This window comes from Streptomyces sp. JNUCC 63, from assembly GCF_054366325.1.
Genome location: NZ_CM135963.1, coordinates 7,795,124 through 7,821,312 on the forward strand (window position 1 = coordinate 7,795,124; position 26,189 = coordinate 7,821,312).

Below are 26,189 nucleotides of genomic sequence, written 5' to 3' on the forward strand. Positions count from 1 at the left end.
CCCGCGCCACCAGCCGCCGCTGACCACCCCCGCCACACCCCGCCACGGCCCCCGGGCCGGGACACCCCGTCCCGGCCCGGGGGCCGTTCCGCGTACGCCCACACCGCGCCTTGCCCGGCTAACCCCCCACCCCCGCACGCTCACGCCACCAGCCGCGCCCCCACCCTCGGGGGCTGCGGTCCTTCAACCGGAAGGCGAACTGCCCCCATGACCGTGACCGTCGAAGAGATCCCCCTCACCCCCGCCCCCACGCCGGAGGACATCAAGCCCGGCCGCCGCGTCCGACTGGTCAACATCACGCCCGCCTCCCTGAACGGGCTCACCGGCACCACCCAGACCAACCCCAGCAGCCGCGTCACCCGCCTGGACGTCCTCCTCGACGAGAGCTCCACCGACTTCCTGCGCCGCGACCACCGCGCCCGCGCGTCCAGCAAGATCAAGGTCCCCGCCCCCGACGTCACCCGGCAGCTCATCACCCGCATCCCGAACGACTGCATGTTCTACGCCGAGAACGACAGCTGAGCGGCCCCTCCCACGGCCCCGTGCCCGGACGCCCGTCCCGGCACGGGGCCGACGGCATGTCCCCGCCCGGTCCCCACGGTGCCCGTCCCCCCGCACCGAGCAGCCGCCCCCGGCACCCAGCGCGCCGTCCGTCCCTTGCCGCCCTAACGCCCGAGCCCCCGACCGTGTGGCCCGCCGCGCCCCGCGCCGGCACACCCACCCAGCACCGCACACACCAGGGGGCCACCCATGACCACCCACGCCCAGCACGCCCCGACCGGCCCCGGCCCGGACGAAGAAGCCCCCAGCTCCACGTACGCGCTCCTCGTCCCCGGCCTGATCACCGTCTACGTCACCGCCCCCACCGAGGCCGCGGCCCGGAACGAACTGGCGCTGGAGGGCGCGAACACCATCGAGCTCGACGACGCGCACCTGACGGTCGGCCGCCTGACCATCACCGGACTCGACCTGGTCCCGGCCGCCGCGAAGCTCGACAAGGTCGGCGACACCCTCGTCGACGACTCGCTTCCCGACGCCGACTTCCACATCTCCGACATCGCCCGCGTCGCCGCCCGCATCCTCGGCGACCACTGGACCGCCACCGCCGGAACGTACGCGGTCACCGGCTACCTGGAGAACAAGACCCGCGGCACCGGCACCTACACCCTCTCCGTGGTGGAGAACACCCTCCAGCTCCAGCACGAGCGGTGGGACAACCCGTGCGCCGAGTTCGACGGCAACGACCTGCCCACCCTCGCCGAAGCCGTCGCGACCGCGGTCCTGGATGACCTGTGCTGCAACGAAGACTGCGGCGAGTCCACGGCCGACGGCGAAGGCTACGACGGAGAGTGCGGCAGCTGCGCCGACCGCACCGCCCGCGCCGAATCACCCGAGGCCGAAGACGACTGACCGCCCCCGCCCGGCCCCGCCCCCGCACGCCAGGGGGCGGGCCCGCTCCGCGTACGCCGCGCCTTGCCCGCCTAACGGTGGTCCGTTGTGATCGGGTCGGCGGTTACGGCGGTAGGTAGAGGTTGATGCCGCAGCCGCCGGCCAGGCCGGCGGTGAGCTGGTCGATCTCGTGTGGGACGCGGGCGAGGGCTCCGGATCGGATGATCCGGAGCAGGTCGTGGAACGGGACGAGCCAGGACCGGATCCGGCGCAGCCGCTGTGGCCAGGTGTCAGGTCGTGGTCCGTCCGGATCGGCGCCGGACGGCTGGACAGGCCCTCGGGACTTGTCGTTGTCGTTGCACCAGCAGAACGTGAACGCCAGCTTCACCAGGGTCCAGTGGCGCTGGATGGCCTCTGCGGAACGCACTTGGAAGTCGGCCCAGCCCAGTTCGCGTTTCACCTGCTTGTATTCCTGTTCGACCCAGTTGCGCAGGCTGTAGAGCCGCAGGACCTCCGCCGGGGTGGCCGGCGGATACGATCCGCGCCGAGGGCGGCGGGGCAGGTTCGTGGCCAGATAGCGGGTGCTTGTCCTGGGCAGGGTCTTCGGATCGACGGTGGCCACGATCATGCGCCGGGCACGGTCGGGGCCATAGGGGCCGCAGACGACGTCGGCGGCCCACCACTCCTCGGTGCGTCCGTCGCGCAGGTGCCGGGTGATCCGGTGCCAGCGGCCGGGCCTGGAGGGCGAACTGAACGGCACTTCGGCCGCTGCCCGGGCCGGGGTGAGCGGTGGACCGTCGTCGCGGTGGATCTGCGTGGTGGGACTGAAGGCCACGACGAAGGGCACTGCGGTGTGGTCCAGGTTGTCGACCACGACCGGGCCGCGGCTGGGTCCGTAGTCCGCGTCGGCGACCACCGCGCGAAAGCGGATCCCGGCGTCCCGTGCCCGGTGGACCAGCTCCGTGGCGATCCGGCTCTTGGTCCGAAACCCCGGGTCCTTCTTCCCGCCCGGCAGCCGCGCGGCCGGCTGGTAGGGCACGGTGTGCACCGGCCAGTACACCTTCTCATCGGCCCAGCAGGTGGTGACCGCCACGATCCCCTCCTCGACCTTGCCGCGCGAGCCGATGTACTGCCGGGCCACGTACTCGGTGGCATGCCCGGACTTCCGGTCCCCCGAATCGTCGATCACCAGCACCCCGTCACCATGTGCAGCCGTTCTCGGGTCCGCCATCAGCAGCTCGATCCGGCGGTCGTTGATCGCCTCGTGATCCCAGTGCGACTCCGACAGGAACCACTGCAGCCGCTGCTCCTCGCGGTGCTTGGAGCCGACCCCGGGCTCGGTCTCCGCCAGCGCCGTCAAGGTCTTGTTCCGCTCGCTCGGACGCAGCAGACCGGCCGTGTAGTCCCTGATGGCAGCCCGTTGAGCACGCGAAACCAACAACGGATCGAACAAGGCCAGGTACCCCTCCAACGGACCCGGCGCCGCAGCCACCGAAAGCCGATCGGTAACCATGATTCCCTCACCTGCCGCAGCGAACTCCTCTTCCCATCACACTGCGGCAAGCGCCCGATCACAACGGACCACCGCTAATCGGCAGCCGACGCATCGACTCCCTCCTGCAGCAGGCGCGGAGGCAAGGGCAGGACCTCATCCCGGACGTCCTCGCAGTCGACCTGCGGGCTCAGCCCTCCATATGAAGCTGCGTCTGCGACTGCGCTTCACGCGGCCGCGGTACACCGGGGTGCACATCTGGAGAGCCCCCGAGGCAGCGGCGTTCGTCCGCTCGGTCGCGGACGGGAACGAGACTGTGCCGACCGTGACCGTGGCCGGAAGGGCGATGGTCAGCCGGCCCCACGAATCGCAGACGGTCCACGTCACAGCAGCACACGCTCACGAACCCTCCGCCGGACCGTCGTGGCCGCAGCGGCCACCGAGGGCGGTCGGCGGCAACGCAGCGGACTTTGACGGCCGGTTGAGCGCCGGGGCCGTCCGTGGCGCCGATCGGGACCTCGGCGTCACAGCCGTCGCGTGTGCTCCGACCCCGGAAGCCGTCGCGCTCGGTACCGTACTGACCGGCGCACCTCTTCCCTGTCCCGCCGGAACTGACCTTCCGGCGGGACAGGGCGTGCTCAACGTGCTTCCGCAGCCACCGGCTTGGGGATGAGGAACGACGTCGCGACGGCGAGGGCCATGATGACGGCACCGGTGACCATGGCGGTGGTGTAGCCGCCGGTCGACGCCGGGTCCGCGGGCGCCACCGCGGTCTTGACCGCGTACAGTGCCGCGAAGCTCAGACCGGCGCCGAGGTTGAACGCACCCGCGTTCAGACCGGGCAGGAACCCGGGGTTCTCGCGCGGGGACAGCACGATGCCGAGCCCGTTGAGCACGATGTTCCCGATCCCCGCATAGGCGATCCCCACCAGGATGGACGCCGTCAGCAGCAGGGCGCGCGAATGGCTGTCCAGCGTGAGGATCAACAGGACGACGGTCCCCACGGCCCCGACCAGGCCGAGCCGCAGGATCCGTCCGTACCCGAAGGTGGCGGACAGCCGGCCCGCGAGCGGGCCCATGGCCAGCCCGGCGAGGGCGTACGGCGTGAGGGTCCACCACGCGGACTGCTGGGCGGACATGCCCAGTCCGGCCTGCGCGTCCTCGGCGAACGCCGGGATCAGCCCGTTCATGATGGCGAACACGCCCGTCATGGTGAGCACCGTGGTCAGCAGGAGCGCCCAGGTCGAGCGCTGCCTCAGATGGTGCGTGGCGACCAGCGGATGCCCGCTGCGGCCCTCGGTGCGCCAGAACAGGGCGAAGGAGGCCGCGGCCACGACGACGAGGACGGCGACGAGCGGCCAGTTGGCCGCGGCGAGCTTTCCGGCCTCGTTCAGCGCGATGAGCAGCGAACCGACCGAGACGACGAGGAGGACGACGCCGGGCCAGTCCATGCGGCCGGCGACGGGCGCCTTGGACTCGGAGGTCATCAGGGCGACCATCACCGTGGCGACGGCCGCGACGACGGCCATCGTCCAGAAGACCGACTGGAAGCCGTGGTGGTCGGCGAGGTAGCCGCCCGCGAGGGCGTCGACGCCGGCGACTCCGCCGTTGAAGGCGGTGATCACACCGAGCAGGGTGCCGTAGAGCTTGGGCTCGGTCACCTCCTGGCGCAGCATGATCAGGCACAGCGGGACGACCGGACCGCTCACGCCCTGGAGGACGCGGCCGGTGAACAGGACCGGCACGTTGTGCGCGAACGCGGCGATGACGCATCCGACGGCCATCAGGGCCAGCATTCCGGTGAGGACCTTGCGGCGGCCGATGACATCGCCCAGCCGTGGCAGGAAGAGCGAGAACAGGGCCGCCGAGGTGAAGAACGCGGTCTGGGTGAGCCCGATCTCGGCGGAGGTGGCGTTGAGGGCGCCCTCCATGCTCTTCAGTGCCGGGCTGAGCATGCTGGCGTTGAGCTGGAAGGCCACGCACGCGGCGAGCAGCGCGGTCAGCAGCACACCGACCCGGACCGGGGACCCCGGCGCCGGGCAGGGCGGTTTGTCGGTCGTGGGAAAGCTGGGAGCGGTCATGCCTCGACGTCACCGATCCGCTCGAGGGCGTCCACGACGAGGTTCCAGAACCGCTCGTGGTCCAGCTTCACCGCGACCTGGGTGTGGCAGTCGTCCGGGGCGGGCGCCCGGAAGTCCGCCACCGTCATGCCCAGGGTCAGGGTGCCGGTGAGCTCGATGTCCACGGGGGCCTTGCGCACCGTCATGACCTCCGGGTCGATGACGTACGCGACCGCGCACGGGTCGTGCACGGGCGGGAACTCGAAGCCCTGCGCCTGCTCGTACATCGCGCCGAAGAAGTCCAGCAGCTCCAGGACGAACTTGGCGGGCCCGGTGCCGACGGCGGCGATCTTCTCGACGACGGCGGGCGTCGCGAGCGCCTGGTGCGTCAGGTCGAGACCGACCATGGTGACCGGCCAGCTCTCGTTGAAGACGATGTGGGCGGCCTCGGGGTCGATCTTGATGTTGAACTCGGCGACCGCGCTCCAGTTGCCCTCGTGGTAGCCGCCGCCCATCAGGACGACCTCGCGGACGCGGGAAGCGATCCGCGGTTCCTTGCGGACCGCCATGGCGATGTTGGTCAGACCGGCGGTCGGCACGATCGTGATCTCGCCCGGCTCGTGCGACATGACCGTGTCGATGATCAGATCGACCGCGTGCCGGCGGTCCAGCTCCAGGGTCGGCTCGGGCAGCACGGGGCCGTCGAGACCCGATTCGCCGTGGATGTCCGGCGCCGTCTCGATCGGGCGGACCAGCGGCCTGGGGCAACCCGCGGCGAACGGCACTCCGGTGATCCCGGCGATGCGCGCCACGGACAGGGCGTTGCGGGTCACCTTCTCCAGCGTCTGGTTCCCGACCACGGTCGTGACGGCGACCAGTTCGACATCGGGGTTGCCGTGTGCCAGAAGCATGGCGATGGCGTCGTCATGGCCGGGGTCGCAGTCGAGGATGATCTTTCTGGCCAACGGAGAGCCCCTTTGCTCGCTGAACTGTGGTGAAACCGATCTCCGGGGGCGCCACGGGCGACCGCGGCCGGAGGGGCGCCGAGTGGGTTCGGCGCCTGGGGAAACGTTTGGGCAAACGTTCTCCCGAACGTTCACCCATTCCCTGTCCAGATGTCAATGGTCGCTACATCTTTGTTCTCCATCACACAGATCAGAGGCGGGGAGCCGAGTGATAACGTTCTCCGACGCCCACGCTGGAGGCGTGTTTCCACCGGGGAATCGACCGACGGAAGGGAGCCGGAGTACGGTGAGCGAGGTGACCTTGCGGGACGTGGCCCGCGTATCGGGCTGCTCCGTCGCCACGGTGTCCCGGGTGCTGACCGGTACCCGCCCGGTGGGCGTCGAGACCGCGCGCCGCGTAAAGGCCGCGGCCGAAAGCCTCGGCTACCGGCCCAACCAGGTCGCCCGTGCCCTGCGCAGCCGCTCCACCGGCACCATCGGCCTGGTGCTGCCGCAGATCATGAACCCCTTCTTCCCCTCCCTCGTACGGGAGGTCGAGCACGCCCTGCACGCCGGGGGCCGCGCTCTGCTGCTCGCCGACTGCGACGACGACCCGGTGACCGAGGCGAACCGGATCACCGCCCTGCTGGACCGGCAGGTGGACGCGCTGCTGGTCATCCCCGTCGACGAGAGACGCAGCCGAGACGCCGTCGCGCTCGCGGCGTCCCGGGTGCCGCTGGTGCTGCTGGATCGCTCCTGCGGTCCCGGGATCGCCGACTCGGTGGCCGTCGACAACGCCGCCGGCGTGGCCCTCGTCCTGGACCACCTGGCCGGCACGGGACGCCGCCGTTTCTGCTTCCTGGGTGCCGCCGGAACCGCCTCGACAGCCGTCGAGCGGCGCATGGCCTACGAGGCCGGGGTCGCCGCCCTGGACCCGCAGGCTCCCGGCCGCGTCGAACTCGGCGACTTCTCCGTGGAGTGGGGGCGGGCCGCGGTGGATCGGATCTGGCCCGCCCGGCCGGACGCCATCGTCTGCGCCAACGACCTCATCGCGGTCGGTGCGGTGCAGCGTCTCGGACAACTCGGAGTGGACGTACCCGGTGAGGTCGCCGTCACCGGGTTCGACGACATCCCCATGGCGAGCCTCGCCGAACCGACCCTGACCACGGTCCGCCAGCCGGCCGCCGAGGTGGCGGCGGAGGCGCTCCGGCTCCTCGACCAGCGGCTCGCCGGCAGCGGCGCGGAGACACAGCGGTCCGTCCGCCTCGCACCCGGACTCGTCGTACGCGCCTCCAGCACTGCCCGCGCCGCCATGCCCAGGACCACCATCCCCAGCAGCAGAACTTCAGAGGAACACCAGTGATCGCAGTCGTCGGAAGCCTCAATCTGGATCTCGTCACCCCCGTTCCCCGGCATCCGGTGCCGGGCGAGACCGTGCTCGGTGGGGACATCGCCGAGCACCCCGGCGGCAAGGGGGCCAACCAGGCGGTCGCGGCGGCCCGGCTCGGCGGACAGGTCGCCATGATCGGCCGGGTCGGTGAGGACGACGCGGCCGACGTGATGGCCGCGGCGGTGCGCGCCGAGGGCGTGAACACCGCGCACCTGGTCCGTACCCCAGGGGTGCCCACCGGGCGCGCGCTGATCGCCGTCAACCCGTCGGGCGAGAACTCCATCATCGTCAGCCCCGGCGCCAACTCCCGTCTCACCGCGGCCGACTGCCGGAGCGCCGCCGACGTGCTGAGCCGCGCCGAGGTCACCGTCCTCCAGCAGGAAGTCCCCGACGAGGCCAACCATGCCGCCGCCGAGCTGGCCGGGGGCATCGTCGTGTACAACCCCGCCCCCGCCGTCACCGGAGCCCTTCCGCCCCGCCACGTCGACGTGCTGGTCCCCAACCGCACCGAACTGGCGGCCCTCGCCGGCACCCCGGAGCCGAGGACGATCGACGAGGTCGCCGCCGCCGCGGGGAAACTGAGAGGCGCGGGCGCGGTCATCGTCACCCTCGGCGGGGACGGCGTGCTGCTCCTGGAGGGCACCTCGCGACTGCACATCCCGGCCTTCACGGTCGAGCCGGTGGACACCACGGCGGCCGGTGACTGCTTCTGCGGCGCGCTCGCCGTCGGACTGGCCGAGGGCCGCACCCTGGAACAGGCCGCCCGCTGGGCCTGCGCCGCAGCGGCACTCAGCACCACCCGCGCCGGTGCCCAGCCGTCGCTGCCCCGCCACGACGAGGTAGAGGCATTCCTCCAGCGCTGAGGCCCCGCCCCGTCGGCTGCCGCCCTGTCCCGTCGGCTGCCGCCCTGTCCCGTCGGCTGCCGCCCCGCCCCGTCGGCTGCCGCCCCGCCCCGTCGGCTGCCGCCCCGCCTGGCCGGCCGGCGCCGGCCCCGGGTATCGGCGTGAGCCGTTCCGGCACCCGCAGCCAGTGCACCGGATCGCCCGGAAAGTCGTATCGCCGCAGCAGCGGGCCCGGCACCGGGTTCGCACCGGTCGGCCCGGCCGTGCTCGCCACACCCGTCAGGCAGCACGGATGCTGCCTGACGGGCCCGCACGGCGGGGTCGGCGGCGTTTGGGTCCCCTCGGAATGGGGGGATTCGCTCCCGGCGGCGGCACTGTGCCGTTGCCGCACGAGCCGAAGGGCGGCCGGCCCCGCCGGCACGGTCGGGGCGATGGCCTGGGACCGGATGCATCCCCGGCTCACCCAGCGCGGCCCCCGGCCGAAGCACGCGGAGGAGCGATTGCCCATCCCGCACGGGACTTTGGTGCGGCCGAAGGCCGAGCGTCCGCCGGGCGACCGCGATCCGGAACCGGTCCGGCCGTGGTGCTCTTCGCGAGGAGGTGGTTCGTCCGCAGCGGACGGCAAAAGGCAAAGGCAAGGAGGTCACCCACTCCTTGCCACTTTCAACATATAGCGCACCGGGGGCTTGCGGCAAGACCCCGGTCGTGCCGCAGAATCACCGGCCGAAGCCAGAACCTGCGGAAACAAACGGGGGTTGTGATGATCGACGTGATCGTAGTGGGCGGCGGACCGACCGGCTTGATGCTGGCCGGCGAGTTGCGGCTGCACGGCGTGCACGTGGTGGTGCTGGAGAAGCTGACCGAGCCGACCGAGCAGTCCCGCGGGCAGGGCCTGCACGCGCGCAGCGTCGAGATGATGGACCAGCGCGGCCTGCTGGACCGGTTCCTGGCGGTCAGTGAGAAGTTCCAGGTCGGTGGTCTCTTCGGCGGCATCGCCAAGCCGTGGCCGGACCGGTTGGACACGGCTCACCAGTACGGCCTCGCCACCCCGCAGCCGGTCACCGAGCGGCTGCTCAACGAGCGTGCCCTCGAACTCGGTGCCGAGATCCGGCGCGGCTGCGAAGTGGTCGGGCTGAGCCAGGACGAGGACGGGGTGACCGTCGAGTCGGCGGACGGCACGCACCTGCGCTCGCGCTACCTCGTCGGCTGTGACGGCGGCCGCAGCACGGTGCGCAGGCGGCTCGGCGTCGGTTTCCCCGGCGAGCCCGCCAAGGTCGAGACACTGCTGGGTGAGATGGGGGTGACCGAGGATCCGGCGACGGTCGCCGCCGTCGTCGAGGAAGTCCGCAAGACCCAGCTGCGGTTCGGCGCCATCCCCCTCGGGGACGGGGTGTACCGCCTCGTCGTGCCCGCCGAAGGGGTGGCCGAGGACCGCACGGTCCCGCCGACCCTCGAGGAGTTCAAGCAGCAGCTGCGGGCCTTCGCGGGTACCGACTTCGGCGCGCACTCGCCGCGCTGGCTCTCCCGGTTCGGCGACGCCACCCGGCAGGCCGAGCGCTACCGGGTCGGCCGGGTCCTGCTGGCCGGCGACGCGGCGCACATCCACCCGCCGACCGGCGGACAGGGGCTCAACCTCGGTATCCAGGACGCGTTCAACCTCGGCTGGAAACTGGCCGCCGCGGTGGGCGGCTGGGCGCCGGAGGGGCTGCTGGACAGCTACCACGCCGAACGGCACCCGGTGGGCGCCCGTGTGCTGGACAACACCCGCGCGCAGATCACGCTGCTGGGAACCGATCCGGGCGCGACCGCGCTGCGGGAGCTGTTCTCGAAGCTGATGGACTTCGAGGAGGTGAACCGGTACGTGACCGGGATGATCACCGCGGTCGGGGTCCGCTACGACTTCGGCGAGGGCCACGAACTGCTCGGCCGGCGGCTGCGGGACGTGGCGCTGAAGCAGGGGCGCCTCTACGAGCTGATGCACGGCGGCCGCGGGCTGCTGCTCGACCAGACCGGCCGGCTCTCGGTGGCGGGTTGGACGGACCGGGTCGACCACGTCGTCGACGTCAGCGAGGAACTGGACGTGCCCGCGGTGCTGCTGCGACCGGACGGCCACGTGGCCTGGGCCGGTGAAGATCAGCAGGATCTGCTCAGCCGGCTGCCGAAGTGGTTCGGCGCCGCCGCCGGCTGATCATGCGGTCGGGGCGCGAAGGGGGACCGGGCCGGGCTCACCCACCACGCCGGTGGGCCGAACATCGGAGCCGGCCGCGCACGCACTGTGAGAAAGGCCACCTGAGCTGGGATTTCTTTGACATTAGAGACTCTTATGACAGATAAAGGTGATGCTTTGGCCATCTATTCACGCGGCGTGACATCTGCGGCGTGATACCGACGAACGCTGCGTGAATGAGCCCTGACATGTCCCCCTCCGTCTCCGATCAGCCCGCCGCCGCTCCGGCGGGGGAGTGGCAGGCCTGGCGCGCGGAGCGTCATCGGGCCCTCACCTCGCCGACCGGGAACCTCGCCCTCGTCGAGACCCGCTGGTTGCCGGCCGGTGAGCGCCCCGACACCGAAGCCGCCCGCGCCGACCGGCCGCACACGGTGACCGCGACCACGCTCCAGCGCACCGACCTCGTCACCGGCGAGCCCGAGCACGGCCTGCGGTTCTGGGACGCCGACTCGCCCGCAGTCCGCCACTTCGACCGGGTCGACGTCTTCCCCTACGACCCGTCCTGGGTGCTCGAGGCCACCTACACGCCCGTGCCCGGCGCCCGGCGGGTCCCCTTCGAGCACATCCGGGACAACGGCGGCACCCGTGACCTCGTCGTCCCCGGCGACATACGCCTCACCGTCGACGGCCGCGCCTACACCCTCAGCGCCTTCGACGACGACGGCTCCCTGCTGCTCGTCTTCGGCGACCCCACCAACGGTGACACCACCTACGGAGCCGGCCGCTTCCTCTTCGTCCGGCGCACCGGGGACGACCACCGCGTCCTGCTCGACTTCAACCGCGCCTTCGTGCCGCCCTGCGGATTCTCCGACCAGTACAACTGTCCGATGCCGCCGCGGCAGAACCGCTTCCACCTGCCCATCGAGGCCGGCGAGAAGCTCCCCGTCTTCCGCGGCGGCTTCCCCGCACAGCACTGATCACCCCACCGCTTCCCGCACCGCAGCACGAGAGAGCCCCTCACCCATGAGCATCAACAAGACGTTCCTGTACGGCACCGCCACCGCGGCCGCCCTCGCCCTGACCCTCACCGCCTGCGGCGGCTCCGGCTCGGGCGGCAGCGCCTCGGGCGGCGCCTGGGACAAGAACGCCACCGTCAACATCGGCTCCCTCTACGAGCCGCAGAACCTCGACAACACCGCCGGCGGCGGCCAGGGCGTGACCGAGGCCCTCAACGGCAACGTCTACGAAGGGCTGTTCAAGCTCACCGACGACGGCAAGGTCGAGAAGCTGCTCGCCGAGGACTACAAGGTCGGCGACGACGGGCTCACCTACACCTTCACCCTGCGCGACGGCGTGAAGTTCCACAGCGGCAAGGAGCTGACCAGCCAGGACGTCAAGTACAGCCTGGAGAAGGTCATCGCGGACGACTCCCAGTCCGCCCGCAAGAGCAACCTCGAGGTCATCAAGGACATCGCCACTCCCGACGCGCGGACGGTCGAGGTCACGCTGTCGAAGAAGTCGATCTCCTTCGTCTACAACCTCTCCTACGTCTGGATCATCAACTCCCAGGCCAAGAACCTGAAGACGACCGAGGACGGCACCGGCCCCTACACGCTGGGCAAGTGGACCCGCGGCTCCGCCCTCAGCCTGGACCGGTTCCCCGGCTACTGGGGCGACGCCGCCGCCAACAAGCGGGTCGTCTTCCACTACTACAAGGACGCGACCGCGCTGAACAACGCGCTGCTGACCAGCGCCGTCGACGTGGTCACCAGCGAGCAGTCGCCCGACGCCCTCGACCAGTTCAAGAACAACCCCGACTACAAGGTCACCGACGGCAACTCCACCACCAAGCTGCTGCTCGCCTTCAACGACAAGGCCAAGCCCTTCACCGACGTCAAGGTGCGCCAGGCCGTCTCCGCCGCCATCGACGACAAGAAGCTGCTGCAGTCCGTCTGGGGCGAATACGGCAAGCTCATCGGCTCGATGGTGCCGCCCTCCGACCCCTGGTACGAGGACCTCACCAAGGTCAACGCCTACGACCCGGCCCGCGCCAAGAAGCTGCTCGCCGAGGCCGGCTACGACAAGGGCTTCAGCTTCACCCTCGACACCCCGAACTACGACCCGCACCCCACCGCCGCGACCTTCATCAAGTCCCAGCTCGCCAAGGTCGGCGTCAACGTGAAGATCAACACGATCACGCCGGACGAGTGGTACACGAAGGTCTACAAGAACCACGACTTCACGGCCACGCTCCAGGAGCACGTCAACGACCGCGACCTGGTCTGGTACGGCAACCCCGACTTCTACTGGGGCTACGACGACAAGCAGGTCACGCAGTGGGTCCAGCAGGCCGAAGAGGCCTCCACCACCGCCGAGCAGACCGAACTGCTGAAGAAGGTGAACCGCAAGACCGCCGAGGACGCGGCCAGTGACTGGCTCTACCTCTACCCGCAGATCGTCGTCGCGAGCAGCAAGCTGTCCGGCTACCCCGTCAACGGACTCAACTCGCAGTTCCACGCCTACGACATCAAGAAGAAGGGCTGATGGCCCGCTATCTCCTGCGCCGCCTCGCCTTCCTCCTGGTGTCGCTGGCCCTGGCGAGCGTGGTCCTGTTCGTCCTGCTGCGCATGCTGCCCGGCGACCCGGCCAACGCGCTCACCGCGGTGGGCGCGAGCCCGGAACAGATCGCCGCGGCACGGCAGTCCATCGGATCGGACAAGCCGCTGCCCGAGCAGTTCACCCACTGGCTCGGGCAGCTGGCGAGCGGTGACCTGGGCACCTCCTTCATCAGCTCGCTGCCCGTCGGACCCGAGGTCACCTCCCGGCTGAACGTCACCGTGCCGCTGACGCTCGCCGCGTTCGTCCTCGCCGCCCTCATCGCCGTACCCGCCGGGTTCGTTGCCGCACACAAACGGCACACCTGGTACGGCGCGCTGCTCAGCGGCGTGTCCCAACTGGGCATCGCCGTCCCGGTGTTCTGGCTCGGCATGATCCTCATCGCCGTCTTCGCGCTGAACGCCGGCTGGCTCCCGGCCGGCGGCTTCCCTCCGGACGGCTGGTCGGAGCCGGCCGAGGCGATCCGCGCACTCGTCCTGCCGGTCGTCACCATCGCCCTGGTGATGAGCGCGTCCCTGATCCGCTACGTCCGCTCCGCCACCCTCGACGTCCTCGGCAGCGACTACCTGCGCACCGCCCGCGCCCTGGGGGCCTCGTTCGGGCGGGCGATGTGGCGGCACGGCCTGCGCAACGCCTCCGTACCGGTCATCTCCATTCTCGGCATCGAACTGGCCTCGACGCTGCTCGGCGCGGTCGTCGTGGAGTCGGTGTACGCGCTGCCGGGCCTCGGCTCCCTGCTCGCCACCGGCATCGCCCAGCACGACTACCCGGTCGTCCAGGGCGTGCTGTTCGTCTCCACCCTGGCCGTGCTGCTCATCGGCTTCGTCGCCGACCTGGCCCAGCGGATCATCGACCCGCGGCTGCGTGGCCGACTCTCGGGAGGTGCCCGATGAACCGGGCAGACGTGCTCGGGCCCGTCCGGCCGGAGAAGACGCCGGCGAGCGGACGCCGGTCCCGGCGCTCCGCCACCCTCGTCACCGGCTGCGTCCTGGCCGGCCTCATCGCGCTGCTCGCGCTGGTCTCCCTGTTCTGGCTGCCCTACCCCGCCGACGACACCTCCGGCGGACGGCTGGCCGGCCCCGGGGACGGACATCTGCTGGGCACCGACAAACTCGGGCGCGACCTGTTCACCCAGGTGATGACCGGCTCGCGGATCGCCGTCGAGGCGGGCCTGGGGTCGGTGCTCATCGCCGCCGCGATCGGCGTCACCCTCGGCGTGCTCGCCGCGTTCGCCCAGGGCTGGCTCGACGACACGCTCGCGGCGTTCCTCGACATCCTGATCGCCTTCCCGACGCTGCTGCTCGCGATGCTCATCGTCGCCGCCCGCTCGGCGACCCTCGGCTCGGCCGTCCTCGCGATCGGCCTGGCGCAGAGCGCGGTCGTCGCCCGGCTGGTGCGCGTCCTCGTCAAGCGGGTGCTGGCGCAGGACTACATCACCGCCGCCCGCACCTCCGGCACCTCCTGGCCCCGGACCGTGGTCGGCCACGTGCTGCCCAACATCTGGCCCACCCTCGTGGTCAACCTCGCCCTCCAGTTCGGGCTCGCCGTACTGGCCGAGGCCGGACTGTCCTACCTGGGGCTCGGCGCGCCCCCGCCGAACGCCTCGTGGGGCCGGATGCTCCAGGAGGCCCAGGCCACCTTCACCACCGCCCCGGCGGGCGCGCTCGCCCCCGGCATCCTCCTCGTCCTGCTCGTCATCGGTGTCAACCTCATCGCCGACGGCCTGCGCGACACCCTCGACCCGGCCACCCGCGGCAGGCGCGCATGACCCTCCTCGACGTCCGCGGGCTGACCGTCCGCACCAGCGACGGCCGCACCCTGGTCGACGACGTGTCCTTCACCGTGGCCGGCGGCGAACGCCTCGGCCTCATCGGCGAGTCCGGCTCCGGCAAGTCCCTGACCACGCTCGCCGTGCTCGGCCTGCTGCCCGACGGCATGACTGCCACCGGCAGCGTCGAGCTCGCGGGCACCCAGATCATCGGCGCCCCCGAGAAGCGGCTCACCACCGTCCGCGGCCGGGACGCGGCCGTCGTCTTCCAGGAGCCGCTCACCGCGCTCGACCCGCTGATGCGCGTGGGCCGCCAGATCGCCGAACCCCTCGGCAGGCGCACGGGCCTCAAGGGCAAGGACCTGCGGCGCGCCGTGGCCCACGCGCTCGCACAGGTACGGCTGCCCGACTCCGAGCGCATCGCCCGCGCGTTCCCGCACGAGATCTCCGGCGGGCAGCGCCAGCGCGTGGCCCTCGCCATGGCCCTGGCCTGCGAACCGAAACTGCTCATCGCGGACGAGCCGACCACCGCCCTGGACGTGTCCGTGCAGGCCGAGATGCTCGAACTCATCGACACGCTGGTCCGTGAGCGCGAGATGGCCGTGCTGTTCGTCAGCCACGACCTCGCCGTGGTGGCCAAGGTGACCGACCGCGCCCTGGTGCTGAAGGACGGGCGGGCCGTGGAGGAAGGCGCGGTCCACACCATCGTCGGCGCACCCCGCGAGGAGTACACCAAGGCCCTCGTGGCCAGTGCCCGGCGACTTCAGTCCGCCCTGGACCTGAGGAGCGCGCGATGACCCCCGTACTGGAACTGTCCGACGTCGCGCTGCGCTACCGGGGCAGCACGCACAACGTGGTCGAGGACGTCTCCCTCGCGGTCGAGGCCGGACACAGTCTCGCCCTGGTCGGCGAGTCGGGAGCGGGCAAGACCACGCTGCTGCGGCTGCTGCTGGGCCTCGCCCGCCCCACTGCCGGCCGGGTCCGCTTCGACGGCGCGGAGCTGTCCCCGCGGGACCGGGAGCAGATGCGCCGTTTCCGGCGCAGCGTCCAGTGCGTCTTCCAGGACCCCTACTCCTCGCTCGACCCGCGCCGCCGCGTGGGCGCCACCGTGGCGGAACCGCTGCTCTCCCTCGGCATCGACCGCCGCGCCACGGCCGGACCGAAGGTGGCCGCGGCCCTGGAGCGGGTCGGCCTGCCGGCCGATGCGGCGGAACGCTATCCGCACGAGTTCTCCGGCGGACAGCGCCAGCGGATCGCCATCGCCCGCGCCACCGTCTGCTCACCGCGGGTCCTGCTGGCCGACGAACCCGTCAGCGCGCTCGACGTCACCACCCGGGTGAAGGTGGTCGACCTGCTGGCCGAGCTCAAGCAGGAGCAGGGGCTGACGCTCGTGATGGTCTCCCACGACCTGTCGGTCGTGGCATCCCTGTGCGAGCGCACCGCCGTCCTGGAACGCGGCCGTGTGGTCGAACACGGCGACACCGCCCAGGTACTGGGCCGGCCCGCGCATCCGTACACCCGCCGTCTGATCGACAGCGTGCCGCGGCTGCCGGCCTGAACCGCCGGCAGCGCCTACCAGGCCACCGGCAGCTCCAGGGGGAACCGCCTGATCGTCTCCGTGTCCCACCGCAACTCCTCCGGCGGCACCGCGAGCCGCAGCCCGGGAAAGCGCTCCACGAGCCGCCCGACGGCCACTTCGAGCTCCGCCATGGCCAAGGGCATCGCAATGCAGCGGTGCCCGCCCCAGCCGAACGTCATGTGCGGGCGGTTCGGCCGGTCGGGGTCGATGGCGTGCGGGTCCGAGTAGCGCTCCGGGTCACGGTTGGCGGTCAGGTACGACACATGGACGAAGTCGCCCGCCGGGATCCGTACACCGGCCAGTTCCACGTCCTCGAGAGCCACCCGGGGAATTCCCACTCCCTTGCGGAACGGGATGTGGCGGAGCAACTCGTGCAGGACGTCGGTCAGCGTCCCGGGCCGGCTCCTGAGGCGCTCCATCAGCTCGGGGCGGGTCAGGAGCAGGTACACGATGTCGCTGATCTCGCAGGTCGCCGTGTCCTGGCCGCTGAGCGCCAGCGTGAGCGCCATGACCGCCAGTTCCCTGTCGTCGAGCTGTTCCTCACCGTCCCGCGCCGCGGCCATCGCGCTGATGAGGTCCACGCCGGGTGAGTTCCGGCGCTGTTCGACGAGTTTGGCGAAGTAGGCCGTCAGATCGGCCTTGGCGCTCGCGGAGGCATTCTTGTTGTCCGCGCCCACGACGAGCAGTTGGCGCACGGACTCCTGGAGGCGGGGCCATTCCTCCCGTTCGACGCCGAGGAGGTCCAGCACGGTGTGCTGGGGAAGCGGGTCGGACAGGTGCCGGACCAGGTCCGCCGGCGGACCCTCCTGCTCCATCTCGTCCAGCAGCTGGTCCGCGAGCCGGACGATCCGGTGCCGCATGCCCTCGACCTGCTGCTGGGTGAAGGCCTGCGAGGCCAGGTGGCGGACGCGGCTGCTGTGCGGCGGGTCCATCACATTGATCGATTCGGGCGACACGATGGGCTCGGGCGTCATCCGGGGGTAGTCGTGGCCGATGATGCCCGCCCGGCTGAACCGGTGGTCGGTGGTCACCTGCTTGACGGCGTCGAAGCCGGTGACCAGCCAGGCGTCGGCGTCGCCGTAGCGGAGCCGGATCCGTGCGGGGGACTCGCGGCGCATCAGGTCCGCGAGCGCGGGGTCGAACTCCAGGGCTTCGTTGAAGTCGAACGGACATCTGACCGCCTCGTCCTCACCGGCCATCAGTTGGCTCCTCCGAGCATGGGTACGACGTTGGTGGTGTCCACGGCCCGGCGAAGGGCGTGTGCGAGCCTCACGGCATCGCCGACGGCCCAGTAGTGGACGAAGAACAGGCGCGGTTCGTCCGTCAGGTTGTGGTGGTGCAGCTCGACGAGTTCGATGCCACCGCGCCGCAGGGCCGTGAGGGCGGGCTGGACCTCCTTGGCGATCATCACCAGGTCACCACTGATCGCGGCCCTTCCGCCGCCGAGCGGCTGGAAGTTGACGGCGCTGGTGGCGCCCAGCCCCGGAGGCAGGATCACAGAGCCGTCGATCACGGTCTCACGGCGGACATAGGTGCACTTGTAGATATCCTCGTCGGCGAAGCCCTTGACGCCCATCGCGGCGTCGATCGCGGCGGTGTCCAGGTCGACGCGCGGCGAGGACGTGACGGGTACGGGGGGTGGGGTGCCGGTGGAGTCGAGCGCGGCACGCAGACCGCGGGCGACGGCGACGGGGTCGTGGCCGTGGGCGTGCAGATGAACCCACCAGATGTCCGGCTCGTGGGCGAGCAGGTGCTTGTGGAGGGCGGTCTGCATGATCCCACGCGCCTGCAGAATGTCGATGAAGCGCTGCAGTTCGCGCTCTGTGACCACGGCGTCGCCCATCAGGAACGTGCTGTGATCGGCGTACCGGACGAAGGACACGTGCGTGCCCAGGGCGAGTGCGGGGTGGATCCGGATGCCGTGGGAGTGGACCGTGAGGTCTCGGCGCGGAAAGCCCGTGTGGTACATGAACCGCCTCATGTCACCGGGCCGGCCGAGAGCCTTGCCCACGTCCTTCCAGTCCGCCAGTTTGGTCATCACCGGCTCGACGAGAGCGCGGGTTTCCGGCCCGGTGGACAGGGCGCGGGCACCGGCCGGCACCCCGGTGAGCGCGGGCGCCAGGGCCGCCGCGGCCAGTACGCGGCGCCGGGACGCGGTGAATCGAAAACGGGTCTCGTGCTGTCGTTGATCAGCCATACCATGTGCCTCCTGGCGCGATGGAATCACGGAAGATCGCACGGACCCGTGACCCGCTCCGTCGCGCCCAGCCAGGTGGGCTAACGGGTCCTTCCCATCGCCAGGGTCCGAGTGGATCAAGGCGATACGGAGCTCGCGGCATCAAGGGACACGAAGCCGTAGCCCGCCAACTCGATGCGCTCACCGGTTTCGTCGCCACCCCCATCACCGCCCGGCGCGGCCTCCTCGCGCGGCTGCACTACCTCACCCGCAGCGCCCGCGCCCGCCAGGCGGCGCGCGAGGCCGGCCTGACGGTCACCGACCGCACCATCACGGCATGGCTCGAAGGCAGGCGCGGCCCCTCGAAGGCGAACCTGCAGAAGATCGAGACCGCGTACCGGACCGTGCGCCGGCACAACATCGCCCGGTACCTGCTGGCCCGCCTGAACCGTGCGGGGCGTGGCACCCGTGTGGAGTTCCACCCGCTCAACCAGTCCCAAGTCCCGCGACCGCGCCAGCGCGTACTGCAGTACCGGACGCTCAACGTCCGCCACTGGGACCGCATCATCGAGGCCTGGGCCAAGGACGACGACGCGGCCCTGGACGACGCCTGGATCAGCGATGCGGTGGTGGACCTCGGCTCGGAGTGGGGCCAGTACGAGTACGTCACCAGTATCGGTTTCGCCGCCTGAATCACGTCGGCCCGCGGCGGTCATCCGGATGGGCGGGTGGGGGTGGCTGTTCATGGGGTGTTTTCGGTGTGCGGGTTCGGGGTTGGAGCGGTCTGTGTTTCGGCGGTGGGCAGGGGGACGCCGGTGGCGGATGGGCGGAGAGGGCTACTGGTGTCGCTGGGGGTGAGCAGTGGGGTGCTGTCCTGCTGGTGTTGGCTGTGGCAGCGCCCTGTCTGGCCGTGGGTGGGGCCGTAGGTGCGGCCTGCCAGGTGGAACGTTTCGTCGGCGGTTTGTGTGGCTTGGTGGAGGGGGTGGGGCATGTTGTGCGCGGTGAGCTGGACGTCGACGCTGCCGATGTGTCCGGTGGCGGTCTGGGCTTGTCCGGTGCGGTGGATGGGCGCGTTGGGTGGCGCGCCGATGGCGGTGAGCCAGTAGTCCCAGTCGCTGGGGGCGAGGACGTGGATGTGTACGTTGACGCGTTCGTGGTCGCTGGTGATGTGGGTGAGTTCGAGACGGCCGGCGTTGGCGGCTTGGAGTTGGGCTGCCACGGCGGTCACCCGGGCCTGCGCTTCGTCCCGGTGGTCCACGGCCTGGTCCGAGTGGGCTGTGTCCTGGCCCCGGTTGTCGGTGCTCGTGTTGTGGGCGGCGGCTGGTCTGATGGTGGGGATCAGCTCGGTGACGGGTAGGAGGGCCGGCTGGGGCGTGTCAGGGCCGGTGGGAGGCGGGGGGATTGCGCCGTAGAGGGGCGGAGCGGGGGCTTTCGGGCCGGCACTGGCGTCGGTGATGCCGGTGGCCGCTTGGGGTGTCCGGGGCGGGTTGCCCTGGGCCTCGTCCTGTTCCTGCGGCCGTTTGAAGGCTTGGGTGCCGCCGGTTTGGACGAGGTGTCCTTGTGCTTTGAGGTCGGCGATGAACGTTCTGGCCAGTTGGGCGAGGCGTTGGGTGAGTTCGTGTTCGATCTCGGCGTCGGCGTCGGTGTGGATGGGGTCTCGTTCGGTGGGGTGCTGGGGGGTGGTCATGTGTCTACCTCGGTGTAGGCCTTGCGGAGGGGGTCGAGGGCGCGCCGTTGGAGGGTTCTGACGGCGGCGTCGGTGGTGCCCATGGTGGGGGTCCGGGCCGGTGTGTGAGGTGGTGTCAGCTGAGCCCGTGCCGGCGCGGGAGGGGGGCGGTTGGTGGCCGGGGGCGGGTTGGGGCGTGGTGCTGTGGGGTGTGGGGGTCGTCGTAGACGAGGGTGTCGAGGCGGACTCCGTAGGCGTCGTGCAGGGTCCAGAGGGTGGCCAGGCTGGGCTGTTTCGTGCCGGCCGCGAGGCGGTGCAGGGTCGATCTGCTGATGCCGGTGCGCCGGGCCATGTCGGCGACGCTTTCGTCACCGAGTTCTCTGGCCTTGGCCAGGAGCGTGGCCATGTGGAGACGGAGCATGGGCGGAAGACCCCCTCAGCGACGTGCATCGGTGCGGCTGACTCACACGCACGCAGGTATGGAAGTTGCCGGGATGGAGTGGCGCAAGGGCATTTTGATTCGCACACAGGAACGAGATCGGTGCGGTGGCCTGCGTAAATGCTGATCTAGGGCGTTGACCTGCACAGGTGCACGCATGCAACTGGCGTGGGACTACGTGCGTGCGCGCTACTCTCCGGACATGCGGAGTATGGAGGATCCCGGCCAGGGGAGTCGGGCGAGGCGGCAGGCTCAGGCGCGGCGGGTCGCCGCGTATCTGACCGCGATGGCGACCGCGGCCGGGTACGACGTGCGCCGGCGCAAGGGCGGCCGGGCGCAGTTGGCGGCTGTGACCGGTCTGAGCCTGACCACGATCAGCCGGACGCTGGAGGGCAGAACCCTGCCGCTGCCCTCGCAGTTGGCGAGGTGGGCGACGGTCTTCAACCTTGATCATCGGGTGATGCTGGTGGAGAGCGGCCTGATTCCCGAACAGCGCGAACCCCACGGGGCAGGCCGCAGGGCGACGGCGGCAGCGCTCTCCCCGGAGGAGGCGATGAATGCGTGGGGGATCACCGATCCCATCATCCGCAGGACACTGAACGGGAGCATCGTCCACGCGATCAGACTCCAGGAGGAGATCGACGCGGCCGACGACGGTGAGGCCGTGGCCCGGGGGTGACCACAGGGGGAGCACTGGGCTGGGTGAAGCGGCTCGGGGAGCCGCCAGAGCGGATCGGCGAGGTCCACTACGAGCCGCAGCCTGGGCATCGTCCGCCCGCTCACCTCTGGGCCTGGCCGCCGCCGCCCACGGTGAGAAGGCAGGGGCAGGCGGCGCCGGTTCCCGGTTGTGGGATGCCGCCGGGTTCGGTCAGGGTCGGGTTGCCACGGTGCCGGCGCTGCGCGCGAGATGTGAGCCGGTTGCCCATCGGGAGGGGCGCGGCAGAGCTGTGGTCCCTGGCCGAATGCGTCGTACGGGGACCGGGCGGCTGGATGGGCGCGCCGCGCGCCGGCCTGTTTGCGTTCGGTGAGATCTTTTCGGATCCGGGGCCAGTGGTGTCAACGTGTTCACGGCTGTGGGGGAGGGTGAGGGATATCCTCCTGCCGTGCCAGGATCGGCGGATTGGAAATGGCGCGCTGGTGAGAGGAGCAGCAGGTGCTCGTCGTACGAGGAACGTCCGTGACCGCTGTCGTCCGTGGCAGTACCGGTGAGCCGGTGATTCTGCTTCCCGGCCACGAGCGCCAGCCCGTATCCCAGGCAGCGTTGGCCGATCTTTTCAAGGCTGCCGCTGCCGTTCTCAGCGCGGCCGAACTGCAGACGGTCAGCAGGGCCATTTACAGTTTGGGAAAGGACCAGGCGGGTTCCTGTGTTTCGATTGGTGGAACCGTTTTGACGGTCTATAGACTGACCGTCGGCTGAATACCGGCTACGGACGGCGCGATCTCTCCGCGACGTGGGTTTTCGGCTTGTTCTTTCCTCGGGTGAAAGACGTGCCGCCCGCCGTCGGTGGATACGACGGCGGGCGGCATGGGTTTTATGGTGGGGGACTAGCGGCGCCCGTAGGGGTAGCAGTCCCAGCGGTGCGAGTGGTGGCGCCAGTTGCGGTCGCAGTCCCAGTCCCGGTCCCACCGGGCGTGCTGGCCGCAGTACCGGTGCCGGTTGCTGTCATGACGCCAGTAGTCACGGCCGTCGTAGTGGTGTCGTCGCAGGTCACCGTCGTGACGGTAGTCGTAGGGGCTGTGGTGGCGGTCTCGGTCGGACGCGTGGACGGCCGACGTCGCGGAGGCCGGCCTGTGGAGGGGGGCCGCGATGGCCTGTGCTGAGGCAGGCACCACGACGGCTCCGGCGGTCAGCAGGGCGACTGCCACTGACCTGGCAATGGTCTTCACGTACTCTCCTTTCGGACGGCAGGAATTCGATCGGTTTCCTGCCGCTGCATCCGAAGCTACCGCGAATTTCCGTAGCCACCGCGGAAGCCGATGTGCGGCCAAGCGTGACGAGGGCAACCGGGCAGGATTCGAAATCGGCAGCTCAGCGGTCTTGCCGGCCGCGTGCGAAGCGGCGGATTCCCGCTCGTCCGAAACACCCGTCCAGACGAATTTCCGTGGCGTGGCGGGATTGGCCGCCCGGATCGTTCACGGGAGTTGAAATCAATGACTCTCCCAGGTGAATTACCGGCTCCGGAATGCCCCGTGTTCACCGGAGTTGTAAAGGCCGGTCACATGCCCCGCCGCCTGTTGCTGTGCTACTCACGGGGCGTGATGAACCGTCATGTATCCGCCCCGGCTTTTACGGAGTTATTTTCCCAGGGGGGCCGGCGGGAGTGGATGAGGGTGCAGGCGGCTGTTGGCCGAGGTGGGAGCCAGTGGCCGGGGGCGGCCTCATGTCGTCGGTGGTGTTGTTGGCCGTCGCCGAACGACTGCGCTCCGGCTCGTGCCGGAACGCCACCTGTATCGCCTTGCGCGGAGTCGGCCGGGTGTTCCGCGGCGTGCGGCTGCTGCACTGCCTCACGGACGTGCCGCGGACGGTTCGGCCGTGGTCAGGGCGTTCACGGCGAGCCCGGCACGCAGGTGGTCGCCCGGCACCACCAGGCCGGCCGGGCGGCGCGGGGCGAGTTCGATGCGTCGGGGGAGGGAGGGCCGGCGCTGTTGGCCCGGTGGTGATGCGGAAGTGAACGGCAGTGCGTTTGTGAACGCATGTCGCATATAGGTGGTTTGCGTTTCTCCCTCCGCTTCGGCTACCGTCCAGCACCTCCGGACGAAGTGTCCGGAGACTTTGGACGGCGGGATTGGTCCGCGGCTGCTGGTTCCCCCACCGGTGGTTGTGCCGTATCTGGCCTGTCGCAGGCGGGTTTTCCGCATGACCCGGCTGCTGGAGGCAGATTCCCGCCGTCCGGAGTCCCTGTGGCGCGGCCGGCAGAGGAGTCCGCTGACTCTTTGCCGGCCGGCACGCGCCGACAGGGTGCGAAAGGAGGCCGGACGGCGGCTGAACGACACATCTCCAGCCGTGCCTGACCGGCATTCGTTTGGCTCAACAACCCTTCACCAAGGATGAAAGGTGTCCTCAATGAACATGGACCAGCTTGAGGCCGAGACCGCGGAACTGCTGCCCGGGCGGGAGGCCCTGGGGAAGTTCTCGTTCAACTTCACCAAGATGACCAGCATCACGAAGAAGGTCGCGCACGTGGACGCGCACAACGAGTCGGCCGCGCTGAACCAGTGCTCGCCGTACGCGGTCGCCCAGTCCGAGGCCGCTCAGGTCATCAGCGTCCGGCAGTAACACGCGAGACGCTGCGGGGCCAGGTCGGCGGACTTGGCCCTGCACCCGCTCCACCCCCGGGCGTCCCCCACGGGCGTGCCTGCCTTCCTCCCTCTTGTCCGTGACCACGCGTCAGCCCCTGCCGTGGCGCACCGTGCGGTGCTGCCGCGCAAGCGCTCGCCGGCAGCACCAGGACCGGTGACCGGATGCCGTTCGCGGCGGGCACGGCCGCCGGGTCACGCCGGGGTGCTCGGCGCCGCGCTCTGTCCTCCTGGCCACTCGGCCACCGCAAGGCGCCGTTGCCGGGACCGAACGGCACACTCCCTCGGCTTCCGTCCCCGATCCACCCCCTTTGCCACCATGTCAGATGCGTCCTGGAGAAGAGCATGACGGCGTCCGAAGAACGCAGCGGCTTCAGCACGCTGAACGTTCAGGTTCCGCACCCCGGGCCGGGATGCACGCCGCAGGGTCCGCCCGCCGGCGGCGCGCCGGACTCCCTCACCTACCCGGCGCCCACCCTGCCGGCCGGCCCTCCGACGCCGCCCGGCGCGGTGCCCGTGGTCCGCCTGACCAGCGGTCTGCAGACACTGGGGGAGTACCAGGGGTCGGGTTTCACCGAGCGCACCTACCTGGTCCGCCGGGGCGACGGACAGGTCATCCGGCTCTCCCGCCTGCTGTATTTGGTGGTGAGCTCCGTGGACGGGGTACGCGACGCCGAAGCGATCTCCCACCGGGTGAGCGGGCGTCACGGAGCCGAGGTCAGCACGGACAACGTCGTCCACCTGGTGGAGCACAAACTGACTCCCCTCGGGATCACCGCGCCTGTGAACGGTCACCCGGAAGAGCTCTCCCCTCCTCGCACGGACCTGCTCCTGGCCCTCAAGGGCCACAAAGTGATCTTCCCCGAGACGCAGGTGGCCCGGATCGCTGCCGCGCTGGCCTGGCTGCACCGGCCCCTGGTGGTGGTGTCGGCCCTGGTGAGCGCCGCGGTGATGGAGGTCTGGCTCTTCGGCGTCCACGGAGCCATCACGCCCGTGCTGCAGGTGCTCGAGCAGCCTCTGTGGATGCTCATCGTGTTCGCGCTGACCGTCGCCTCCCTGGTCTTCCACGAGTTCGGGCATGCGTCGGCCTGCCGGTACAGCGGGGCCGTACCCGGAAAGATCGGATGCGGCATCTTTTTGATCTGGCCGTCGATGTACACGGACGTCACCGACGTGTACCGGCTCGGCAGGTCCGGTCGCCTGCGGACCGGACTGGGCGGCGTGTATTTCAACGTCCTGTTCATGCTGGTCCTCACCGCGGGCTACCTTCTCACCGGCCAGTCCTTCTTCCTCGCCGCGGTGTACCTGGCGCACTTCGAGGTCCTCGAACAACTGATGCCGGCGGTGCGGCTCGACGGCTACTACATCCTGGGCGACCTGGCCGGTGTCCCGGACCTGTACGGCAAGGTCAAGCCCATCCTGCTCGGCATGCTGCCCGGACGAAAAAGCGCCGCTGCGAGTGCGGCCGGCCTCAAACGCTCGGCCCGCATCATCGTGACGGTATGGGTGGTGACCATGATCCCCCTGCTGCTGGCCGAGGTGGCGTACGTCCTGTGGAACCTGCCCCGCCTGCTGGCCACCGCACTGCGCAGCCTTGCGGCCCAGTGCGTGGGAACCTACGGGGCGTTCACCGACGGGCATCCGGCGGCCGGGCTGGTCGGAGTCATCGGCACCCTCATGCTGCTGTGCCCGATGGCCGGAGGCGCCTATCTGGCCGGCCGGCTCACAGTCCGCCTGCTGCGTGCCGCGAGAAAAGCGACCGAAGGAAGACCGGCGAGGCGCCTGGGCCTGGCCGCCGTCGCCGTCGCCGGCTGCGCCGTCCTGGCCACCGCCTGGGTGCAGGGACGTACGCCCCGGCCGCTTCCCGAAGCCGCTCCCGTCGCCCCCGCCCTCCAACCCGGCGTCCCCACCACCCGGCCCCCGCACCCCACCCCCGCCGACTCCCCACCAACCGGCCCACCGACCGGCCCACCGACCGGCCCACCGACCGGCCCACCGACCGGCCCTCCGGCCGGCACTCCGTCGGCGGGGAAACGATTCACGCACCCCCGCACTCCGTCCCCGGCATCCGGCCGGCCCGCCCCAGCCGTCACGGCGCCCGCCACCCCGGCAGCCGACCCGGCGCCGTCCGCCGGCCGACGCGCCGCCCCCACGCCCCGCACCGGACCCACCCCAACTGCCCCCACCGACCCCGCCCCCACCACACCGGCCCCGCGCCCTTCCCCCAGCCGGACGGCCTCCGCGCCCCCCTCGCCCTCACCGTCCAAGCCCGTCACGGCCACCCCCTCGCCCCCGGCGACAACACCCCCGAGCCCCAGCCCGTCCTGAGGGCCCCGCACGCCCCGACGACCCGAGGAGAAGAAC

The 26,189-nt window shown here is 70.7% G+C and carries 24 protein-coding genes; 16 read left to right on the forward strand and 8 right to left on the reverse strand.

Annotated elements, in window-relative coordinates; all coding sequences use genetic code 11:
* The first annotated feature begins 207 nt into the window (after positions 1-207).
* On the forward strand, positions 208-522 hold the full coding sequence (locus ACX25U_RS36110; protein WP_454386303.1) for a hypothetical protein: 315 nt from the start codon (positions 208-210) through the stop codon (positions 520-522).
* A gap of 228 nt (positions 523-750) precedes the next feature.
* On the forward strand, positions 751-1,410 hold the full coding sequence (locus ACX25U_RS36115) for a hypothetical protein (protein WP_454386305.1): 660 nt from the start codon (positions 751-753) through the stop codon (positions 1,408-1,410).
* Positions 1,411-1,513: 103 nt separating this feature from the next.
* Here ACX25U_RS36115 and ACX25U_RS36120 read toward each other — a convergent pair whose 3' ends face one another.
* The 3 genes from ACX25U_RS36120 to uriH form a co-directional block, all read right to left on the reverse strand.
* Complete coding sequence (locus ACX25U_RS36120) at positions 1,514-2,827, reverse strand: IS701 family transposase (protein ID WP_454386051.1); 1,314 nt, start codon at positions 2,825-2,827, stop codon at positions 1,514-1,516.
* Positions 2,828-3,519: 692 nt separating this feature from the next.
* Entirely contained in the window at positions 3,520-4,962 is a 1,443-nt protein-coding gene (gene uriT, locus ACX25U_RS36125) for a uridine transporter UriT (RefSeq protein WP_454386307.1), read from the reverse strand.
* Positions 4,959-5,906 (reverse strand): uridine-preferring nucleoside hydrolase UriH, encoded by a 948-nt coding sequence (gene uriH, locus ACX25U_RS36130; protein WP_454386309.1) that lies wholly within the window; start codon positions 5,904-5,906, stop codon positions 4,959-4,961. Before uriH ends, uriT begins: the two co-directional genes overlap by 4 nt.
* A 286-nt stretch (positions 5,907-6,192) precedes the next feature.
* On the opposite strand from uriH, the gene ACX25U_RS36135 reads away from it, so the two are divergent.
* The 9 genes from ACX25U_RS36135 to ACX25U_RS36175 all read left to right on the forward strand — a co-directional run bounded on the left by ACX25U_RS36135 (position 6,193) and on the right by ACX25U_RS36175 (position 16,226).
* Positions 6,193-7,248 (forward strand): LacI family DNA-binding transcriptional regulator, encoded by a 1,056-nt coding sequence (locus tag ACX25U_RS36135; protein WP_454386311.1) that lies wholly within the window; start codon positions 6,193-6,195, stop codon positions 7,246-7,248.
* Positions 7,245-8,138 carry a ribokinase gene (gene rbsK / locus ACX25U_RS36140; protein ID WP_454386313.1) on the forward strand — a complete coding sequence of 298 codons (894 nt, stop codon included), beginning with the start codon at positions 7,245-7,247 and terminating at the stop codon, positions 8,136-8,138. Before ACX25U_RS36135 ends, rbsK begins: the two co-directional genes overlap by 4 nt.
* 739 nt (positions 8,139-8,877) lie before the next feature.
* Positions 8,878-10,305 (forward strand): rifampin monooxygenase, encoded by a 1,428-nt coding sequence (rox, locus tag ACX25U_RS36145; protein WP_454386315.1) that lies wholly within the window; start codon positions 8,878-8,880, stop codon positions 10,303-10,305.
* A 227-nt stretch (positions 10,306-10,532) separates the two neighbouring features.
* The gene (locus ACX25U_RS36150) at positions 10,533-11,261 is read left to right on the forward strand and encodes a DUF1684 domain-containing protein (protein ID WP_454386317.1); all 729 of its coding nucleotides are present in this window, start codon (positions 10,533-10,535) and stop codon (positions 11,259-11,261) included.
* 46 nt (positions 11,262-11,307) lie between these two features.
* On the forward strand, positions 11,308-12,828 hold the full coding sequence (locus tag ACX25U_RS36155; protein WP_454386319.1) for an ABC transporter substrate-binding protein: 1,521 nt from the start codon (positions 11,308-11,310) through the stop codon (positions 12,826-12,828).
* Positions 12,828-13,793 (forward strand): ABC transporter permease, encoded by a 966-nt coding sequence (locus ACX25U_RS36160; RefSeq protein WP_454386321.1) that lies wholly within the window; start codon positions 12,828-12,830, stop codon positions 13,791-13,793. Before ACX25U_RS36155 ends, ACX25U_RS36160 begins: the two co-directional genes overlap by 1 nt.
* On the forward strand, positions 13,790-14,668 hold the full coding sequence (locus tag ACX25U_RS36165; RefSeq protein ID WP_454386323.1) for an ABC transporter permease: 879 nt from the start codon (positions 13,790-13,792) through the stop codon (positions 14,666-14,668). Before ACX25U_RS36160 ends, ACX25U_RS36165 begins: the two co-directional genes overlap by 4 nt.
* A complete protein-coding gene (locus ACX25U_RS36170) occupies positions 14,665-15,465 on the forward strand; it encodes an ATP-binding cassette domain-containing protein (RefSeq protein WP_454386325.1) in 801 nt (266 codons plus the stop codon). The genes ACX25U_RS36165 and ACX25U_RS36170 overlap by 4 nt, the downstream gene beginning before the upstream one ends.
* Entirely contained in the window at positions 15,462-16,226 is a 765-nt protein-coding gene (locus tag ACX25U_RS36175) for an ABC transporter ATP-binding protein (protein ID WP_454386327.1), read from the forward strand. The genes ACX25U_RS36170 and ACX25U_RS36175 overlap by 4 nt, the downstream gene beginning before the upstream one ends.
* 14 nt (positions 16,227-16,240) lie before the next feature.
* On the opposite strand, the gene ACX25U_RS36180 is transcribed toward ACX25U_RS36175, so the two are convergent.
* Together ACX25U_RS36180 and ACX25U_RS36185 are read right to left on the reverse strand one after the other, a co-directional pair.
* Entirely contained in the window at positions 16,241-17,446 is a 1,206-nt protein-coding gene (locus ACX25U_RS36180) for a cytochrome P450 (protein ID WP_454386329.1), read from the reverse strand.
* The gene (locus ACX25U_RS36185) at positions 17,446-18,444 is read right to left on the reverse strand and encodes a DUF1259 domain-containing protein (RefSeq protein ID WP_454386331.1); all 999 of its coding nucleotides are present in this window, start codon (positions 18,442-18,444) and stop codon (positions 17,446-17,448) included. The genes ACX25U_RS36180 and ACX25U_RS36185 overlap by 1 nt, the downstream gene beginning before the upstream one ends.
* A gap of 20 nt (positions 18,445-18,464) precedes the next feature.
* Between ACX25U_RS36185 and ACX25U_RS36190 the strand changes: the two genes are divergently transcribed.
* A complete protein-coding gene (locus tag ACX25U_RS36190; RefSeq protein ID WP_454386332.1) occupies positions 18,465-19,115 on the forward strand; it encodes a transcriptional regulator in 651 nt (216 codons plus the stop codon).
* Positions 19,116-19,165: 50 nt separating this feature from the next.
* On the opposite strand, the gene ACX25U_RS36195 is transcribed toward ACX25U_RS36190, so the two are convergent.
* Together ACX25U_RS36195 and ACX25U_RS36200 are read right to left on the reverse strand one after the other, a co-directional pair.
* Entirely contained in the window at positions 19,166-20,110 is a 945-nt protein-coding gene (locus ACX25U_RS36195; RefSeq protein WP_454386333.1) for a BN159_2729 family protein, read from the reverse strand.
* 115 nt (positions 20,111-20,225) lie between these two features.
* On the reverse strand, positions 20,226-20,510 hold the full coding sequence (locus tag ACX25U_RS36200; RefSeq protein WP_454386335.1) for a helix-turn-helix domain-containing protein: 285 nt from the start codon (positions 20,508-20,510) through the stop codon (positions 20,226-20,228).
* A 220-nt stretch (positions 20,511-20,730) separates the two neighbouring features.
* Here ACX25U_RS36200 and ACX25U_RS36205 point away from each other — a divergent pair, with 220 nt between their 5' ends.
* Both ACX25U_RS36205 and ACX25U_RS36210 read left to right on the forward strand, forming a co-directional pair.
* Positions 20,731-21,207 carry a transcriptional regulator gene (locus tag ACX25U_RS36205; protein WP_454386337.1) on the forward strand — a complete coding sequence of 159 codons (477 nt, stop codon included), beginning with the start codon at positions 20,731-20,733 and terminating at the stop codon, positions 21,205-21,207.
* 498 nt (positions 21,208-21,705) lie between these two features.
* Positions 21,706-21,945, forward strand: a complete 240-nt coding sequence (locus ACX25U_RS36210; protein ID WP_454386339.1) for a hypothetical protein — start codon at positions 21,706-21,708, stop codon at positions 21,943-21,945.
* Between the two features lie 128 nt (positions 21,946-22,073).
* Here the strand turns inward: ACX25U_RS36210 and ACX25U_RS36215 are convergent, their stop codons facing one another.
* Positions 22,074-22,415, reverse strand: coding sequence for a hypothetical protein (locus tag ACX25U_RS36215; protein WP_454386341.1), 342 nt, complete (start codon positions 22,413-22,415; stop codon positions 22,074-22,076).
* A 1,177-nt stretch (positions 22,416-23,592) separates the two neighbouring features.
* On the opposite strand from ACX25U_RS36215, the gene ACX25U_RS36220 reads away from it, so the two are divergent.
* The gene (locus tag ACX25U_RS36220; RefSeq protein ID WP_454386343.1) at positions 23,593-23,805 is read left to right on the forward strand and encodes a hypothetical protein; all 213 of its coding nucleotides are present in this window, start codon (positions 23,593-23,595) and stop codon (positions 23,803-23,805) included.
* A 365-nt stretch (positions 23,806-24,170) separates the two neighbouring features.
* Entirely contained in the window at positions 24,171-26,153 is a 1,983-nt protein-coding gene (locus ACX25U_RS36225) for a hypothetical protein (protein WP_454386344.1), read from the forward strand.
* Positions 26,154-26,189: the final 36 nt, after the last annotated feature.

Coding starts and splice junctions, on each gene's coding strand:
- ACX25U_RS36185 (WP_454386331.1), bottom strand. CDS start 18,444: ATGGCTGATCAACGACAGCACGAGACCCGTTTTCGATTCACCGCGTCC.
- ACX25U_RS36115 (WP_454386305.1), top strand. CDS start 751: ATGACCACCCACGCCCAGCACGCCCCGACCGGCCCCGGCCCGGACGAA.
- ACX25U_RS36220 (WP_454386343.1), top strand. CDS start 23,593: ATGAACATGGACCAGCTTGAGGCCGAGACCGCGGAACTGCTGCCCGGG.
- ACX25U_RS36175 (WP_454386327.1), top strand. CDS start 15,462: ATGACCCCCGTACTGGAACTGTCCGACGTCGCGCTGCGCTACCGGGGC.
- ACX25U_RS36180 (WP_454386329.1), bottom strand. CDS start 17,446: ATGGCCGGTGAGGACGAGGCGGTCAGATGTCCGTTCGACTTCAACGAA.
- ACX25U_RS36200 (WP_454386335.1), bottom strand. CDS start 20,510: ATGCTCCGTCTCCACATGGCCACGCTCCTGGCCAAGGCCAGAGAACTC.
- ACX25U_RS36110 (WP_454386303.1), top strand. CDS start 208: ATGACCGTGACCGTCGAAGAGATCCCCCTCACCCCCGCCCCCACGCCG.
- ACX25U_RS36195 (WP_454386333.1), bottom strand. CDS start 20,110: ATGACCACCCCCCAGCACCCCACCGAACGAGACCCCATCCACACCGAC.
- ACX25U_RS36150 (WP_454386317.1), top strand. CDS start 10,533: ATGTCCCCCTCCGTCTCCGATCAGCCCGCCGCCGCTCCGGCGGGGGAG.
- ACX25U_RS36190 (WP_454386332.1), top strand. CDS start 18,465: ATGGAATCACGGAAGATCGCACGGACCCGTGACCCGCTCCGTCGCGCC.
- rox (WP_454386315.1), top strand. CDS start 8,878: ATGATCGACGTGATCGTAGTGGGCGGCGGACCGACCGGCTTGATGCTG.
- ACX25U_RS36160 (WP_454386321.1), top strand. CDS start 12,828: ATGGCCCGCTATCTCCTGCGCCGCCTCGCCTTCCTCCTGGTGTCGCTG.
- uriT (WP_454386307.1), bottom strand. CDS start 4,962: ATGACCGCTCCCAGCTTTCCCACGACCGACAAACCGCCCTGCCCGGCG.
- ACX25U_RS36205 (WP_454386337.1), top strand. CDS start 20,731: ATGCGGAGTATGGAGGATCCCGGCCAGGGGAGTCGGGCGAGGCGGCAG.
- ACX25U_RS36165 (WP_454386323.1), top strand. CDS start 13,790: ATGAACCGGGCAGACGTGCTCGGGCCCGTCCGGCCGGAGAAGACGCCG.
- ACX25U_RS36155 (WP_454386319.1), top strand. CDS start 11,308: ATGAGCATCAACAAGACGTTCCTGTACGGCACCGCCACCGCGGCCGCC.
- ACX25U_RS36170 (WP_454386325.1), top strand. CDS start 14,665: ATGACCCTCCTCGACGTCCGCGGGCTGACCGTCCGCACCAGCGACGGC.
- ACX25U_RS36225 (WP_454386344.1), top strand. CDS start 24,171: ATGACGGCGTCCGAAGAACGCAGCGGCTTCAGCACGCTGAACGTTCAG.